Here is a 15,400-nt window from a genome sequence, read left to right as displayed (position 1 = left end):
CGTCGGCCCCCCTAGCAGCAATGACGCGCTCGATTCTCGCGAGCACTCACCGCCAAGTAACGACCTGGGCCTTCAATTCCACCCTATTGAGTGATATTCGGACACTCCGGAACGATGGCACGCGCGAGGGGCGCACCCGGTGAACCGGATGCGCCCCTCGTGTGGTCAGCGGTTTTCACCGCCTCGCGGGGATGCGGTGGGCTCACGCCCCGCGCAGCACCGCGCCGGTGCGCTCGACCGCCGAGGCGACGGCGGTGTCGCGGGCGGCCGACGCCTCGTCCGCGGTCAGGGTGCGGTCGGCGGCGCGGAAGCGCAGCGCGTAGGCCAGCGACTTCTTGCCCTCGCCGAGCTGCTCGCCGGTGAAGACGTCGAACAGGCGCAGCGACTCCAGGAGTTCACCGGCGCCGGCCCGCAGCGCGGCCTCGACGTCGGCGGCGGGGACCGAGGAGTCGACGACGAGCGCGACGTCCTGGGTGGCCACCGGGAAGGTGGAGACGTGCGGTGCCTCGACGGCTCCGGTGCCCGCCCGGCCCAGGAGATCGAGGTCGATCTCCATGGCGCAGGTGCGCTCCGGCAGGCCGAACGCCTTGATGACGCGCGGGTGCAGCTCGCCGGCGTTGCCGACTGGCAGCCGCTCGCCGTCGACGACGGCGAACAGCGCGGCACAGCGGCCGGGGTGGTACGGCGCCTGCTGGTCCTGGCGGACGATCAGCTCCACGCCGGCCTCGCGGGCGACCGCGCGGCCGGCCTCGATGGCGTCGGCCCAGGTCGACGGGCGGCCCTTGCCCCACCAGCCGGCCTGCTCGCGCGCGCCGGCGAGGACGACGGCGGCGTGCCGCGGCTGCCGGGGCAGCGCGGCGTTCAGGCCGGCGATCTCCTCGTCGGTCGGGCGGCGGTCGACGGGCAGCCGGACCGAGTCCGTCTCGGAACCGGTCGGCCGGAAGACCAGCCCGGTCTCGAAGAGCGCGAGGTCGTGCTCGCCACGGCCGTCGTTGCGGCGCAGGGCGGCGAACAGCCCCGGCAGCAGGGTGGTGCGCAGCGCGGGCTCGGTGTCGGCCAGCGGGTTGACCAGTCGCACCACGGTGCGGCGCGGGTCGTCGGCGGTGAGGCCGAGCTGGTCGAGGGCGGCGTCCCCGAGGAAGGGGTAGCTGGGGGCCTCGACGTATCCGGCGCCGGCGAGCGCGCGGCCGACGCGGCGGTGCAGGCGCTGACGCTCGGTCAGGCCGCGCCCGGCGGGCGGCTGCGGCAGGGTGGAGGGCAGGTTCTCGTAGCCCTCCAGCCGGATGACCTCTTCGGCGAGGTCGTTGGGGTCGGTGAGGTCGGGGCGCCAGCTGGGCACGGTGACGATCAGCTCGTCCTGCCCGTAGACGTCGCAGCCGACCTCCTGGAGGCGGCGGACGACGGTCTCGCGGCCGTACTCGACGCCGGCGACGCGGTCCGGGTGGTCGGCGCGGATCTGGATCGTGCGCGGCCCGGAGGGCGCGACGACCTCGGTCACGCCGGCCTCGGCGGTGCCGCCGCCGAGCAGCACCAGGAGGTCGACGGTGCGCTGGGCCGCCGCGGAGGCGGCGTTGGGGTCGACCCCGCGCTCGAAGCGCTTGGACGCCTCGGAGGACAGCTTGTGCCGGCGGGTCGCGCGGGCGATGGCGACGGCGTCGAAGTGCGCGGCCTCGACGACGACCTCGGTGGAGCCGTGGCCCGCCGCGTGGTCGGCGATCTCGGTGTCCGCGCCGCCCATGACACCCGCGAGGCCGATCGGGCCGCGGTTGTCGGTGATGACAAGATCCTCGGGGTGCAGCGTGCGCTTGACGCCGTCGAGGGTGGTGAGCTTCTCGCCGCGCTCGGCGCGGCGCACCCCGATCGGCCCGTCGAGGCGGGACCGGTCGTAGGCGTGCAGCGGCTGGCCCAGTTCGAGCATCACGTAGTTGGTGACGTCGACGGCGAGCGAGATCGGGCGCATGCCCGCCTTCTGGAGGCGGCGCCGGAGCCAGATCGGGGAGTGCGCGGCGGGGTCGACACCGGTGACCGTACGGGCGGTGAAGCGCGAGCAGCCGGCCGGGTCGGCGACCTTGACGGCGTAGCCGTAGCCGTTGGGCGCCGGCACGTCCAGCAGGGCCGGGTCGCGCAGCGGCAGGCCGTAGGCGATCGCGGCCTCGCGGGCGACGCCGCGCATCGACAGGCAGTAGCCCCGGTCGGGGGTGACGGCGATGTCGAGGACCTCGTCGACGAGCTCCAGCAGCTCGATGGCGTCGGTGCCGGGCTCGTACTCCTGCGGCAGCACGATGATGCCGTGCGTGCCGTCGTCGCCCATGCCCAGCTCGTCGCCGGAGCAGATCATGCCGTGGGACGTCCTGCCGTACGTCTTGCGCGCGGCGATCGCGAAGTCGCCGGGCAGCACGGCGCCGGGCAGGACCACGACGACCTTGTCGCCGACGGAGAAGTTGCGGGCGCCGCAGACGATCTCCTGCGGCTCGCCGGTGCCGTTGGCCGTGCCGACGTCGACCGTGCAGAAGCGGATGGGCTTCTTGAAGCCCTCCAGCTCCTCGATCGTGAGGACCTTGCCGACGACCAGGGGGCCCTTGAGGCCCGTGCCGAGCTGCTCGACACGCTCGACCTCGAGGCCGGCGGCGACGAGCTTGGCCTGCACGTCGCGACCGGTCTCACCGGCCGGCAGGTCGACGTATTCCCGCAGCCAAGAAAGCGGGACCCGCATCAGATCTCCATCCCGAACGGCCGGGTGAAGCGCACGTCACCCTCGACCATGTCTCGCATGTCTTCGACGTTGTGGCGGAACATCAGCATCCGTTCGATGCCGAACCCGAAGGCGAATCCGCTGTACTTCTCCGGGTCGATGCCCGCGGCGATCAGCACCCGGGGGTTGACCATGCCGCAGCCGCCCAGCTCGATCCAGCCCTCGCTGGAGCACGTGCGGCAGGGGCGGTCGGGGTTGCCGACCGACTCACCGCGGCAGACGTAGCACTGCATGTCCATCTCGGCGGACGGCTCGGTGAACGGGAAGTAGTTCGGCCGCAGGCGGGTGGACATGTCCCTGCCGAAGAGCGCCCGGACCATGTGGTCGAGGGTGCCCTTGAGGTCCGCCATGGTCAGGCCCTCGTCGATGGCGAGGAGCTCGACCTGGTTGAAGACCGGGGTGTGGGTGGCGTCCAGCTCGTCGGTGCGGTAGACGCGGCCCGGGCAGATCACGTAGATGGGCGGCTCACGGTCGAGCATGGAGCGGACCTGCACCGGGGAGGTGTGGGTGCGCAGCACGACGCCGGAGTCGGCCTTGCCGTCCTTGCCCTGGACGAAGAACGTGTCCTGCATCGCACGCGCCGGGTGGTCCGGCTCGAAGTTCAGGGCGTCGAAGTTGAACCACTCGGCCTCGACCTCGGGACCCTCGGCGACCTCGTAGCCCATCGCGACGAAGACGTCCTCGATGCGCTCGGAGAGCGTGGTCAGCGGGTGCCGGGCGCCGGCGGGGGTGCGGTCGTACGGCAGCGTGACGTCCACCGCCTCCTCGACCAGCACCCGGGCGTCGCGCTCGGCCTCCAGCTCGGCCTGGCGGGCGGCGAGGGCCTTGTTGACGGCACCGCGGGCCATGCCCACGCGCTTGCCCGCCTCGGCCTTGGCCTGCGGCGGCAGGGCGCCGATCTCGCGGTTGGCGAGGGACAGCGGCGAGGTGGGACCGGTGTGGGCGATCTTCGCGCCGTGGAGCGCGTCAAGGTCGCCGGCGGCGGCGAAGGCGGCGAGCGCCTCGTCCCGCATGCGCTCGATCTCTTCCGGTTTCAGTGCCTCGACCTCGACAGGGTCGTACGACTTATTGGGTGCGGACATCTCTTCCCGTGCTTCCGATTGTCCCCCAGCTACCGCTGGGAGCGGCTTTGCCCGACTGTGTTGGTGCCAAGGTCGTGCCAAAGGTGCCAAAGGTCGAGTCTAAAGGGCGCGTGTGGTGGGGTGGGCCCGCGGGCTGCCGGTCCGCTCTCAACCCTGGGAGAGAAAGGCCGGGGCGCCCACGGGCAACGTAAATCGGAACTGGGCGCCGCCGCGGGCGGCCCGGTCCACGGTGATCGTCCCGCCGTGCGCCTCGACGATGCCCTTGACGATGTACAGACCCAGGCCGGTGCCGCCGCGCTTGCTGCCCCGCCAGAAGCGGGTGAAGACGCGGTTCATCGACTCCTCCGGGATCCCGGGCCCCTCATCGCTCACGGTGACCGCCGTACCCTCCGTCCGGGACTTCAGCAACGCCGGTGACACCTCTATGGTGACCTTTCCGGCGCCGTGGCGCACCGCGTTTTCCAGGAGGTTCCCGAGCACCTGGTCGACCTTGTCGGGGTCGGCCCACAGCTGCGGCAGCGGCTCGACGACCCGCACCGCGAAGCGCTCCTCGGGCTGCCCGGCGGCGGTGTGCGCCTGGATGTGCCGGCGCACGGCGGCGACGATGTCCACGGGCTGGCGGCGCACCTCCAGCCGGCCGGAGTCGATCCGGGAGATGTCGAGCAGCTCGGCGATGAGGCGGGTGACGCGGTCGGCGTCGGCGTCGACGGTCTCCAGCATCAGCCGCTTCTGGTCGTCGGTGAACCGCTCCCACTTCGCCAGCAGCGTCGCCGTGAAGCCCTTGACGGACGTCAGCGGCGAGCGCAGCTCATGGGCGACGGTGGCGATCAGCTCGGCGTGGCTGCGCTCGGTGCGGCGGCGCGCCTCGGTGCCGCGCAGCTGGACCACCAGCCGCCGCACGGGGCCGTTGGGCCGCTCGCGGACGTAACGGGCGGAGACGAGCACCTCGCGGCCGCCCGGCAGCAGCAGATTGCGCTCGGGCTGGCCGACCCGGGTGCTCAGGCCGCCGTACGGGTCGGTCAGCGGCCACCAGCGGCGGCCCTCCAGGTCCTCGAACGGCAGCGCGCTCTCCAGCGACCGGCCGAGGGCGTCGTGCGGCCGCACCGCCGTGATCCGGGCGGCGGCGGCGTTGAAGCAGGTCACGCGGCCGTTCTCGTCCGCCACGACCAGGCCGTCGGGCAGGTCGTCGGGGTCCAGTCCGAGGCCGCCGAGCGCCGCTCCCGGCGCCTCGCGCGAGCCGCGGGGATCGCGGACGTCCCGGGCCTCGCGGGAAGCGTCCGAGCAGGCGTCGGCCACGCTTCCGGAAGTCCTGACGTTCATCATCCGCACCCCCTCCCGAGCCCCCGGAGGGCAACCCTACTAGCTGAAGGTCACGGAGCGGCACCCTCCGGGTGCACGCTGCGCACGAGCCGAGGCGTAGAGGCACACCGCGGCGGCCGTCGCGAGGTTCAGGCTCTCGGCCTTGCCGTGGATCGGTACCCGTACGACCTCGTCCGCGAGGGCGCGGGTCTCCTCCGGCAGCCCCCACGCCTCGTTGCCGAAGATCCAGGCGGTGGGACCGCCCATGGTGCCCCGGTCCAGCTCCCCGTCCAGGTCCCGCTCGCCCGCCCCGTCGGCGGCCAGGATCCGCGCGCCGGCGCCCTGGAGGCCGCGCACGGCCTGCTCGACGGGCACGCCGACGGCGACGGGCAGGTGGAAGAGGGAGCCGACGGAGGCGCGGACCGACTTGGGGTTGTAGAGGTCCACGGAGGCGTCGGTCAGCACGACGGCGTCCGCGCCGGCGGCGTCCGCGCAGCGCAGGACCGTACCGGCGTTGCCGGGGTCGCGTACGTGCGCGAGGACGGCGACCAGCTTGGGGCGGGCGGCGAGGATCTCCTCGAAGGGCGAGTCGAGGAAGCGGCAGACACCGACCAGCCCCTGCGGGGTGACGGTCTGCGAGAGGTCGGCGACGACGTCGTCGTCCGCGGTGTGCACCCGTACGCCCGCGGCGTGCGCGGCCTCGACGATCTCCGCATGCCGCCCGGCGGCCTCGACGGTGGCGAAGAGCTCGACGAGGGTGGGCTCACCGGCGCTGCGGTGCTCGATCGCCTCGCGTACGGCCTGGGGGCCCTCGGCGATGAACCGGCGCTCCTTGACCCGGAAACTGCGCTTGGCCAGCCGGCGGGCGGCGATGACGCGGGGGGAGCGCGGGGAGATCAGCTCGGGGGTGCCCATGGGCGGCGGCTCACTTCGTAGGTCGGTCGGGTGCGGTCGTGTGCGGTGGTACGAAAAGCGTCGGACCCGCAGGCCGCGGGGGCCTGCGGGTCCGTTGCACAGCCTTGGGGCGCCGGGTCAGGCGGCCTTCGGGGCGTTCACGTCGGCCGGCAGCGCCTTCTGCGCGACCTCGACGAGCGCGGCGAACGCGTTCATGTCGTTGACCGCGAGCTCGGCCAGGATCTTGCGGTCCACCTCGATGTTGGCGGCCTTCAGACCCTGGATGAGGCGGTTGTACGTCATGCCGTTCTGGCGGGCAGCGGCGTTGATGCGCTGGATCCACAGCTGACGGAAGTCGCCCTTGCGCTTCTTGCGGTCGTTGTAGTTGTAGACCAGGGAGTGGGTGACCTGCTCCTTGGCCTTGCGGTACAGACGCGACCGCTGGCCGCGGTAGCCGCTGGCCGCCTCGAGGATCGCCCGACGCTTCTTGTGCGCGTTGACTGCGCGCTTGACGCGTGCCACTTGTTTAACTCCTTGTAGCGGGGCCGCGGTGCGTTCTCACGCGGCCCGAATTCGAATGGGTCCCGGTCCGACGCGCACCCCGTGCGAACGGGGTGCGGAGCGTCACTTGCCGAGAAGCTTCTTGATCTTCTTGGCGTCGCCCGGGGCCAGCTCGACGGTGCCGGTGAGGCGGCGCGTCAGCTTGGACGACTTGTGCTCGAGCAGGTGGCGCTTGCCGGCGCGCTCGCGCATGACCTTGCCGGAGCCAGTGATCTTGAAGCGCTTGCTGGCACCGGAGTGCGTCTTGTTCTTCGGCATCGCGCCGTATCTCCTCGTCGGTGGCGCTCCCCGGGCCCGCGAACGGGCACACGGGAGCGTCAGCTGTGTTCGGTTGCTGTCCGGGGCGGCTGCCCCGGGGGTGAAGCCAGGGCGCGAACGCCCCGGGATCACGCCTCTGCAGGCTCCTCGGCGGACTGCTCCTGCTCGGCGGACTGCTCCTGCTCGGCGGAGACACCCTGGCGCTCCGCCTTGCGAGCGGCCTGCGCCTCGCGGGCTTCGGCCATCGCCTCGGTCTTCTTCTTGTGAGGACCGAGAACCATGATCATGTTTCGGCCGTCCTGCTTCGGGTTCGACTCGACGAAACCGAGGTCCTGGACGTCCTCCGCCAGCCGCTGCAGCAGTCGGTAGCCCAGCTCGGGGCGGGACTGCTCGCGACCACGGAACATGATCGTGATCTTGACCTTGTCGCCCTGCTTGAGGAACCGGACGACGTGACCCTTCTTGGTGTCATAGTCGTGCGGGTCGATCTTCGGCCGGAGCTTCATCTCCTTGATGACCGTGTGCGCCTGGTTCTTGCGCGCCTCACGGGCCTTCATGGCCGACTCGTACTTGAACTTGCCGTAGTCCATGAGCTTGCAGACCGGCGGCCTGGCGGAAGCGGCGACCTCGACCAGGTCGAGGTCGTACTCCTGCGCGAGCTCAAGGGCCTTGGCGAGCGGCACAATGCCCACCTGCTCGCCGCTCGGACCGACGAGTCGCACCTCGGGGACGCGAATCCGGTCGTTGATGCGGGGCTCGGTGCTGATGGGGCCTCCTAGGTTGCACCACACGGTTGTCTGGCGGACAGCCGCGTAACGTCTGTTTTCGTACCAACCGCGCCGATGCATCAAAAAATGCCCCGGACGGGACACAGGCGGGGCTCCATGAAACCGGAACCACCACGGTGTGAGCCGCGGGGCTATCGGGCAGCTCCATCGTCCGTACGGAACGATGGGCGCTACCTGACCGGAGACCTGCCGATCGTGGATCGACGAGGTGGGAGTTCGGAGCCTCCACTTGCGGGCCGGGCACGTGAGTGTCCAGCCGGTCGTAGGCACCACCTTAGCAGCGTGCGAGCGTGGGGTGCCAACCCGTGGCGAACCGATTCGGCGCCGGGCCGTATCGTGGGCCCCATGAGCGACGCGACCCCCACCGAAGAGACACCGGACTTCGACACCATGACCCGTGACATCGCGGACGTCCCCGCGGTCGAGGTGATCACGACGGTCGCGGTGCACCTGATGAGCTCGGCGGCGGTCAACCTCGGCCTGGCCGAGGAGGGCGAGCAGCACAGGGACCTCGACGAGGCCCGCAAGCTGATCACCGCGCTCGCCGGGCTGGTCACCGCCAGCGCCACCGAGATCAGCAACTTCCACGCGGGACCGCTGCGCGACGGTCTGAAATCGCTGCAGCTGGCCTTCCGCGAGGCGTCCGTCGTACCGGACGAGCCCGGCAAGGGGCCCGGCGAGAAGTACACCGGGCCCGTCTTCGGCTGAGTCTCACCCCTCCGGGGGCAGCGTGTCGGGGGGCGGCGTGGCGTCCGGGCGCGGCCTGGTCCCCGGGCGCGCCGAGGGGGCCGGGTGCGGCGCCGTGGACCGCTCGTCCGCGACGTTGGCCGGCCCCATCCGCGGGTGCGTGCACTCGTGCGCCAGGGCTGCGAGCACCCCGCCGACCAGCGGCGCGACGATGAACAGCCACAGCTGGGACAGCGCGGCACCACCCGCGAACAGCGCCGGGCCCAGGCTCCGCGCCGGATTCACGGACGTGCCGGTCAGCGGGATGCCCACCAGGTGGATCACGGCGAGGGCCAGGCCGATGGGCAGCCCGTCGAAGCCGACGACCGCCACCTTGTGGGTCACCGCGAGCACGACGAAGACCAGCAGGAACGTCAGGACGACCTCCGCGAGGAACGCGCCGCCGGTGTTGATGTGCACCGCCGACCGGTCACCGTAGCCGTTGCTGCCGAACGCGCCGTGCGTCTTGAGCCCCGGCACCTGCTTGGCCAGCAGGAACAGCACCGCCGCGCCGACGATGCCGCCCAGCAGCTGTGCGATCCAGTACTCGATCGCCGTACGCAGCGTGATGCGGCCCTGCGCCAGGAAGCCCAGCGTCACCGCGGGGTTCACATGGGCGCCCGAGATCGGCCCCAGGGCGTACGCCAGGGCCAGAAGAGTGAAGCCGAAGGCCAGGGCGATACCCAGGACCCCGATGTAGTCGGCCGCGAGTACCGCGGAGCCGACGGCGAAGAAGACCAGCAGCGCGGTGCCGGCGAATTCCGCCACGACGGTTCTCATCTGCACCGAGTCGAGCTGCAAAGATCCCATTTTCACGGCGTCCATGGGTCCTCCCGGGGATCTCGTGGACTGTCCTCGCATTGTCGGACGATCCCGTTCCCCCCGCGCGTTCTGGCCTTGCGGCCGGCGCTCGAACGGTGAGGTCGGCCCCCGCCGGGTGTCCTTGCGGCCGGCGCTCGAACGGTGAGGTCGGCCCCCGCCGGGCCTGCTTTGCGGTCTGCGCTCAGCGCTGGAAGAGCGGCTCTCCCGGCAGGGCGGTCCCGGCCGGGACCAAGGCCATGTCCAGCCCCTGTACGAGCCGGGCGCGCAGTACGTCGTCCGCCGCCAGTGCCTGTGCCACCCGCTGCACCACCTCGTGGTGTGCCGAGTCCTCGACCAGCGTCAGCGCCAGCGTGCCGTCCGCCTCCCGCGACGGGCCCAGGTGGGCCCGCAGGACGCCCGGCTCCGCCGCCAGAACGCTCCGCAGCGCGTCGGCCACCGACGGGTCCGCCAGCGGGTCGACGCTCGTCCGCCCCTCGGCCAGCGCCAGCAGCGCCGGGCCCGTCAGCTGGTACGACACCGGCCCCGCGAGGTCCAGGACGATCGTGTCCGCCTTCTCGTGCGCGGCCGCCTGCAACGCCTGGTGCAGCGGCACCGCCACGGGGCGCGCGTCCGCGCGCCAGCGGGCCAGCGTCTCGATCGACGTGAACGCGGGCAGCGCCTTGCGCCCGTCCGGCGCCTGAAGCGTCGGCACGGCCATGTCGCTGGTCTTCTCCCGCTTCAGGCCGTCCGGCCCGGTCTCCACCTCGCCGAGCACGGCCACGACCGGCACGAGTAGCCGTGCGGCTCGCAGGGCGGCCAGGACCTCGGCCTCCGCGGCGGGATCCGCCGCCCAGGCGGCGAGCGCCTTGGTGAGGGCTACGTCGGCGGAGCCGTCGTCGTCCGAGAAACCTGGGTCGGGGATGTTCTTCAGCACGGGGTGAGCCTACCGGCCGGGCTTTTGGGGGTTCGGCCCCCCTATCACCCCTCGTGCGGGTCCGCTGCGCGGGGCGGGTCGGGATTCTGGGTGCGCACGGTTGCCCTCATGCGGGCGCGTTTCCCGCTGCGGTGTCCGCTGCGCGGGGCTTGTGGCTGGTCGGGGTCGGGCCTGCGGGGGTGGTGTGTCGGGCTGCTTCGCTTTACGCCCGACACACCACCCCCTCCGACCCGCCCCCTCCTGCCGGTGGGTGGAAGAAAAGACCGGTAGTGACCGGCAACGCGACAGCGCACCCAAACCACCAACTGGTTTTCCTCCCACCCTCCACGGGAGGGGGCGGGTCGGAGCGGGTGCTTGTCAGGGCGTAAAGCGAAGCAGCCCTGACAAGCACCCGCGGAGGCCCGACCCCGCACCATTGACAGCCCCGCGCAGCGGACAACGCGCCCGCACGAGGGCAAACAGGAGAACCCCGAAACGACGTCAAGACCTGCGGCTACGCCGCAAAAGCACCGCCGAGGTCACCAGGAGCACCGCTCCGAGACACCCAGCCCCCACGGCGAGTGGCCCCGTACCCGGGGCAGAGGTACCCACCTCGTGTGGGCCAGGACCGAAGTACCGGGCCGGATGGCCGAGCGGCGGCGCCGGTTCGCCCGGAACCCGCGCGCCCAGCGCAATCGCCGCGGCCGGGTCCACGACCCCGGCGCCGACCGCGTCGGATCGTCCGCCCGGCGGCGTGCCGTGGGCCGTGTCGACGACGAGGCGGCGGACCTGCGCCGGGCTCAGGCCGGGTCGGGCGGACCGTACGAGGGCGACGGCTCCGGAGACGAACGCGGCGGCCGCGGACGTGCCCCAGCCTTCGTAGTAGCGGCGGTCGGGGTCGGCGATCACGACGTCGACGCCGGGTGCGCTGACCGCCGCGTACCAACGGCGAGTGGAGAACGCGGCGCGGTTGCCGTAGCGGTCGACGGCGGTGACGGCGATGACGCCGGGGTAGGCGGCCGGGTAGGAGATGTGGTCGCCCTGTTCGCCGCCGTTGCCGGCGGAGGCGACGACGACGGCGCCCTTGCTCAGGGCGTACCGCACGGCGGCGTCCTCGCGGGGTTCGGGGTGGGCGGTGTCGCTGTCGTCGCCGAGGGACAGGTTGATCACGTCGGCGCCGTGGTCGGCGGCCCAGCGGATGCCGTCGGCGAGGGCGGAGCCCCGGGCGCCGCGGGCCTTGGGGCGGGACGGGTCGCCGTCCTCCAGGATCACCCGCACCGGGAGGATCTTCGCTTCGGGCGCGACGCCCAGGACGCCGTCGGCGCCGTCGGGGCCGTGTCCGCGGCCGGCGATGATCCCGGCCATGGCGGTGCCGTGGCGGGCCCAGGCCCGGTCGCCGGGGCCGGCGCCGAAGCCGACGAGGTCCTTGCCGGGCAGGACCTGGCCCTTCAGGTCGGGGTGCCCGTCGTCGACCCCGGTGTCGAGGACGGCGACGGTGATGCCCGCGCCCTTGGTGGTCCGCCAGGCGTCCTCGGTGTGCAGCGTGTCGAGGGCCCACTCCTGTACGCGTATGTCGTCCGCCCGGGCGGGGCCGGCGGGCAGCAGCGTGAGGGCCAGGGCGGTCGCGAGGGCGGCGACGGTGCGGGCCGTCCTCATCGTTCGCTCTCCTTCGTCGCCGCGCGCAGCGCCTCGTGGAAGGTGCGGTCCAGGCGGTCGGCCAGGGCCGTCGCCTCGTGGCCGAGGCCCGCCTGGGCGGGGGCGGTGGTGGCGCCGGGGGCGAGGGCGCGGGCGGCGGGCTGCGGTGGGGTGCCCGTACGGGCGTCCGCGAAGCCGGTGACGGCGTAGACGACGGCGGGGGCGTCGGTGAGGACGGTGATGCGCCAGCTGGCGCGCTGGGCGTCGCCGAAGCGTTCGGCCACGGTACCGGGTGGGGCGTAGGGGCGGGGCATCAGGTCGGCGCGGTCGTCGAGGTGTTCGGCGGCGAAGCGTCGGCGGAGGGTGCGCATGCCCTCGTCGCCGGTGGCGGTGACGAGGAGGCCGACGGTGGTGACGGTGGTGGACGTGGTGTCGATGTAGGTGGCGCGGAGCAGGCGTTCGCAGCCCGCGGGGGCCAGTGCCTTCGCCAGGAGCGGGTCGAAGGCGTCCGCGCAGTCGCTGTCGGGGGCGACGCCGACGCGGATCCAGTCGCGGTCCGCGCCGCCGGGGCCCGCGCCGGGGGCGTGCAGGGTGCTGGGGAAGAGCTGGTCCACGGGGACGGTGCGCCACAGGGCGCGGCCCTGGGTGAAGGCGCGCTGTGTCGCCGAGAACCGGTCCGGCGCTCCGGCCAGCCAACTCCCGGCCAGCGCGCCGCCGATGAGTCCGACGCCGAGGACGAGGCACGCGGCGGCCGTGGCGGTGCGCACCGGGCCGCGCGGCGCGGTGGGCGGTGGGGCGGCGGCGCGCGGTGGAGGTGTCGCGGGCATCGGCGGCAGCTGCGGTGGAACGGCCGGTCTCCGCGCGGGCAGCGTGGGAGCCGACGGCGGCATGGCATCCGCTTCGGTGCTCAACCCTGCGCTCTCCCTCGCGAGCTGGCTCGCCGTACCGCGCCCGATCGCCTTCGGGGCGGGCCGGTTCGTATCCGGACATCCCGCCACCGGCGCTCGGCCCACGGCGTGGCCGCCACTCTACGGGGCGGACGCGTGCGGGAGCCATCTCGCGCCGGGCCCCTACCCGTGGCGGTGGCGCTCTGGCAGGCTGCGCCCATGCTGGCTCTTCCCGCCCGTTCGTTCGACCGGGCCCGCTACGACCGGGCCACCGCTTCCCTCGACGCGCCCCTGGCCGTGGTGGACGTCCAGGCGTTCGACGCGAACGCCGCGGATCTGGTGCGGCGGGCGCGGGGCAAGCCCGTCCGGGTGGCGAGCAAGTCCGTGCGCTGCCGGGCGCTGTTGGAGCGGGTGCTGGCGCGGGACGGGTTCACGGGGGTGATGAGTTTTTCCCTGGCGGAGTCGCTGTGGCTGGCGCGGTCGGGGGTCCGGGACGTGCTGCTGGCGTATCCGTCGGTCGACCGGGCGGGGTTCGCGGAGCTGACGTCCGATCCGAAGCTCGCGGGCGCGGTGACGGTGATGGTGGACGACCCGGCCCAGCTGGCGCTGATCGACGCGGCCCGGTCCGGGCGCGAAACGGTGCGGGTCTGCCTGGAGTTGGACACCTCGCTGCGGCTGCTGGCCGGCCGGGTGCGGGTCGGCGCGCTGCGGTCGCCGTTGCGCGACCCGGTGCGGCTGGCGGAGCTGGCCGGGCTGGTCGTGCGCCGCCCCGGGTTCCGGCTGGTGGGCCTCATGGCGTACGAGGCGCATGTGGCGGGCGTGGGTGACTCGGTCGCGGGGCGGCCGGTACTGTCGCGGGCGATCCGGCTGATGCAGGCGGCGGCCCGCAAGGAACTGGCGGCGCGCCGGGCGGAGGCCGTGCGGGCCGTACGGGAGGTCGCGGAGCTGGAGTTCGTCAACGGCGGGGGCACGGGCAGCGTGCAGTACACCGCGGCGGAGGAGGCGGTGACGGAGGTCGCCGCCGGGTCGGGGCTGTTCGTACCGCGGCTGTTCGACAACTACACCTCGTTCCGGGGCCGCCCGGCCGCGCTGTTCGCGCTGCCGGTGGTGCGCCGCCCGGGCGTCGGCGTGGTGACGGTGATGGGCGGCGGCTATCCGGCCTCGGGCGCGGTGGGCCGCGACCGGCTCCCGGAGCCCTACCTTCCGCCGGGGCTGCGCTACGACGCCCGGGAGGGCGTCGGCGAGGTGCAGACGCCGCTGATCGGTCAGCCCGCCGACGATCTGCTGGTGGGCGACAAGGTGTGGTTCCGGCACGCGAAGGCCGGTGAGCTGTGCGAGCGCTTCGAGGCGCTGCGGCTGGTGGACGGGGACCGTGTGGTGGACACGGTCCCCACCTACCGGGGCGAGGGCCGCACGTTCGTCTGACCGCGCGGCCCGGTGCCGCCCGTCCGTCAGGCCAGGTCGGCCTGGTCGGGGATGATCGAGCCGTCGGCGCGCCGGACCGGGGCGTGGGTCCCGTCGGGGTTGGTGGCGCCGGTGGTCGCGCAGGGGTACGCACCGGACTTGCGCGGCATCGGGTCGATGAACATCGGGTTGGCCACCCAGCGGCCGTCCGCGTCGTCGAGGGCGCGGCACATCAGCTCGGGCTTGTTGCGGTTGATGGCCACGTGCGCGCCGGTGGCGTCGTTGACGAACGTCACGTCGGTGTCGGCGTCGCCCGCGCCCAGGGCGATGCGGTGCGCGAAGTCCTGCTGCTTCCAGGCCTTGGCGCCCTTGATCTTGAAGATCTCCTGGTTGATCATGCAGCGCTTGCCGTCCATGTACGGCAGGGCCTCGCCGCCCGTGCCGGTGACGTCACCGCAGCCCTTGATGGCGGTGGTGAGGCGGCCGTGCTCGGTGATGCTGCGGATGCCGATGGTGTGCTTGCGGTCGAGGCCGACACCGCTGGACCACGCCTCCGCGATGGGCTCGGAGGAGGCGGAGACGATGTAGACGTCGAAGCCGGCCGCCTTGAGCGTGCGGATGAGGTCCTTCTGCTGGTCGTAGTAGCGGACGTAGCCGGCGATGGTGTGCGTGCCGACGGTCTGCTTGGTGCCGACGGGCGCGGCGAGCTGCTCGGCGCGCGCCTTCTTGGCGAAGGAGGTCAGGGCGTCCGGGGTGTGGCCGGCGAAGAGCTGCGGGATCCAGGCGTACGCGGGCACCGTGCGGCGGTGGTTCCAGTCGCCGGCGAAGGCGGGCTCGCCGCCCATGGTCTGCGACTTCTCGCGGATCTCGAAGATCTCGTCGGCGCAGGCGGTGTTCGTCGAGGTGCGCAGCGGCTTGCCGACGGGGACGGACGTGCCGCACGCCTTGGTCAGGGCGCGGTCGGCGGCCGGGGTCAGCCACTTGCTCGTGGACGTCCAGGTCTTGGGCCGCAGGATCTTGTCGTGGTGCAGGGCCCAGGCGAGCGTGGCGTCGGTGATGTCGTTCTTGACGACGGTGTTGTCCCAGTCGAAGGCCGCCACGGGGCGGGCACCCGTGCGGTCGCCGGAACAGGTGCCGCGCTCGTCGATCATCTTCTGGAGCTTGGCGCGGTTGTCGCCGTACCACTTCAGGCTCTTGTCGAGCTGCGGGCACTTGGCGCGGCTCGCGTGGGCGGGGGCCGCCGTGGCGGGCACCGACGTGGCGAGGGCCGCGGCGGCCAGGAGGCCGACGACGATGGCGGACTTCTTGCGCATGGGATCTCTTTTGGTGCGTACGGGTGGGGCAGGACGTGCGCCGGGGCCGGACCACCGACATGGCCGCCCGGTCCCGGCTCTGATCAT

General features: G+C 72.8%; 14 protein-coding genes. 2 read left to right on the top strand and 12 right to left on the bottom strand.

Features of this window, described 5'->3' with window-relative positions:
- Positions 1-202: 202 nt before the first annotated feature.
- The 7 genes from pheT to infC form a co-directional block, all read right to left on the bottom strand.
- Complete coding sequence (pheT, locus tag ACZ303_RS16390) at positions 203-2,713, bottom strand: phenylalanine--tRNA ligase subunit beta (protein WP_467339382.1); 2,511 nt, start codon at positions 2,711-2,713, stop codon at positions 203-205.
- Positions 2,713-3,834, bottom strand: coding sequence for a phenylalanine--tRNA ligase subunit alpha (gene pheS / locus ACZ303_RS16385; RefSeq protein ID WP_467339381.1), 1,122 nt, complete (start codon positions 3,832-3,834; stop codon positions 2,713-2,715). The genes pheT and pheS overlap by 1 nt, the downstream gene beginning before the upstream one ends.
- 147 nt (positions 3,835-3,981) lie before the next feature.
- Positions 3,982-5,154: a sensor histidine kinase gene (locus ACZ303_RS16380; protein WP_467339380.1), complete on the bottom strand. Its 1,173-nt coding sequence runs from the start codon at positions 5,152-5,154 to the stop codon at positions 3,982-3,984.
- A gap of 39 nt (positions 5,155-5,193) precedes the next feature.
- Entirely contained in the window at positions 5,194-6,048 is an 855-nt protein-coding gene (locus ACZ303_RS16375) for a TrmH family RNA methyltransferase (RefSeq protein WP_467339379.1), read from the bottom strand.
- Between the two features lie 117 nt (positions 6,049-6,165).
- Positions 6,166-6,549 carry a 50S ribosomal protein L20 gene (gene rplT / locus ACZ303_RS16370; RefSeq protein WP_344093255.1) on the bottom strand — a complete coding sequence of 128 codons (384 nt, stop codon included), beginning with the start codon at positions 6,547-6,549 and terminating at the stop codon, positions 6,166-6,168.
- Between the two features lie 102 nt (positions 6,550-6,651).
- On the bottom strand, positions 6,652-6,846 hold the full coding sequence (gene rpmI / locus ACZ303_RS16365; RefSeq protein WP_184733640.1) for a 50S ribosomal protein L35: 195 nt from the start codon (positions 6,844-6,846) through the stop codon (positions 6,652-6,654).
- 128 nt (positions 6,847-6,974) lie between these two features.
- Positions 6,975-7,637: a translation initiation factor IF-3 gene (gene infC, locus ACZ303_RS16360; protein ID WP_467339376.1), complete on the bottom strand. Its 663-nt coding sequence runs from the start codon at positions 7,635-7,637 to the stop codon at positions 6,975-6,977.
- A gap of 342 nt (positions 7,638-7,979) precedes the next feature.
- Here infC and ACZ303_RS16355 point away from each other — a divergent pair, with 342 nt between their 5' ends.
- Entirely contained in the window at positions 7,980-8,342 is a 363-nt protein-coding gene (locus ACZ303_RS16355) for a DUF1844 domain-containing protein (protein WP_467339375.1), read from the top strand.
- Between the two features lie 3 nt (positions 8,343-8,345).
- Here the strand turns inward: ACZ303_RS16355 and ACZ303_RS16350 are convergent, their stop codons facing one another.
- From ACZ303_RS16350 to ACZ303_RS16335, 4 genes are all read right to left on the bottom strand, one after another.
- The gene (locus ACZ303_RS16350; RefSeq protein ID WP_467339653.1) at positions 8,346-9,146 is read right to left on the bottom strand and encodes an MIP family channel protein; all 801 of its coding nucleotides are present in this window, start codon (positions 9,144-9,146) and stop codon (positions 8,346-8,348) included.
- 217 nt (positions 9,147-9,363) lie between these two features.
- Entirely contained in the window at positions 9,364-10,095 is a 732-nt protein-coding gene (locus ACZ303_RS16345) for an SseB family protein (protein ID WP_467339373.1), read from the bottom strand.
- A 480-nt stretch (positions 10,096-10,575) separates the two neighbouring features.
- Positions 10,576-11,730: a type VII secretion-associated serine protease mycosin gene (gene mycP, locus ACZ303_RS16340; RefSeq protein ID WP_467339372.1), complete on the bottom strand. Its 1,155-nt coding sequence runs from the start codon at positions 11,728-11,730 to the stop codon at positions 10,576-10,578.
- The gene (locus ACZ303_RS16335) at positions 11,727-12,620 is read right to left on the bottom strand and encodes a hypothetical protein (RefSeq protein WP_467339371.1); all 894 of its coding nucleotides are present in this window, start codon (positions 12,618-12,620) and stop codon (positions 11,727-11,729) included. The genes mycP and ACZ303_RS16335 overlap by 4 nt, the downstream gene beginning before the upstream one ends.
- A 195-nt stretch (positions 12,621-12,815) precedes the next feature.
- Here ACZ303_RS16335 and ACZ303_RS16330 point away from each other — a divergent pair, with 195 nt between their 5' ends.
- Positions 12,816-14,021 carry an alanine racemase gene (locus ACZ303_RS16330; protein WP_467339369.1) on the top strand — a complete coding sequence of 402 codons (1,206 nt, stop codon included), beginning with the start codon at positions 12,816-12,818 and terminating at the stop codon, positions 14,019-14,021.
- Positions 14,022-14,047: 26 nt separating this feature from the next.
- Here ACZ303_RS16330 and ACZ303_RS16325 read toward each other — a convergent pair whose 3' ends face one another.
- Positions 14,048-15,313 carry an HAD family hydrolase gene (locus ACZ303_RS16325; protein ID WP_467339367.1) on the bottom strand — a complete coding sequence of 422 codons (1,266 nt, stop codon included), beginning with the start codon at positions 15,311-15,313 and terminating at the stop codon, positions 14,048-14,050.
- Positions 15,314-15,400: the final 87 nt, after the last annotated feature.

Source organism: Streptomyces sp. NPDC023527 (assembly GCF_055560115.1).
The sequence above is the reverse complement of the archived record's forward strand: the minus strand, read 5'-3'. Positions and strand labels throughout refer to the sequence as shown.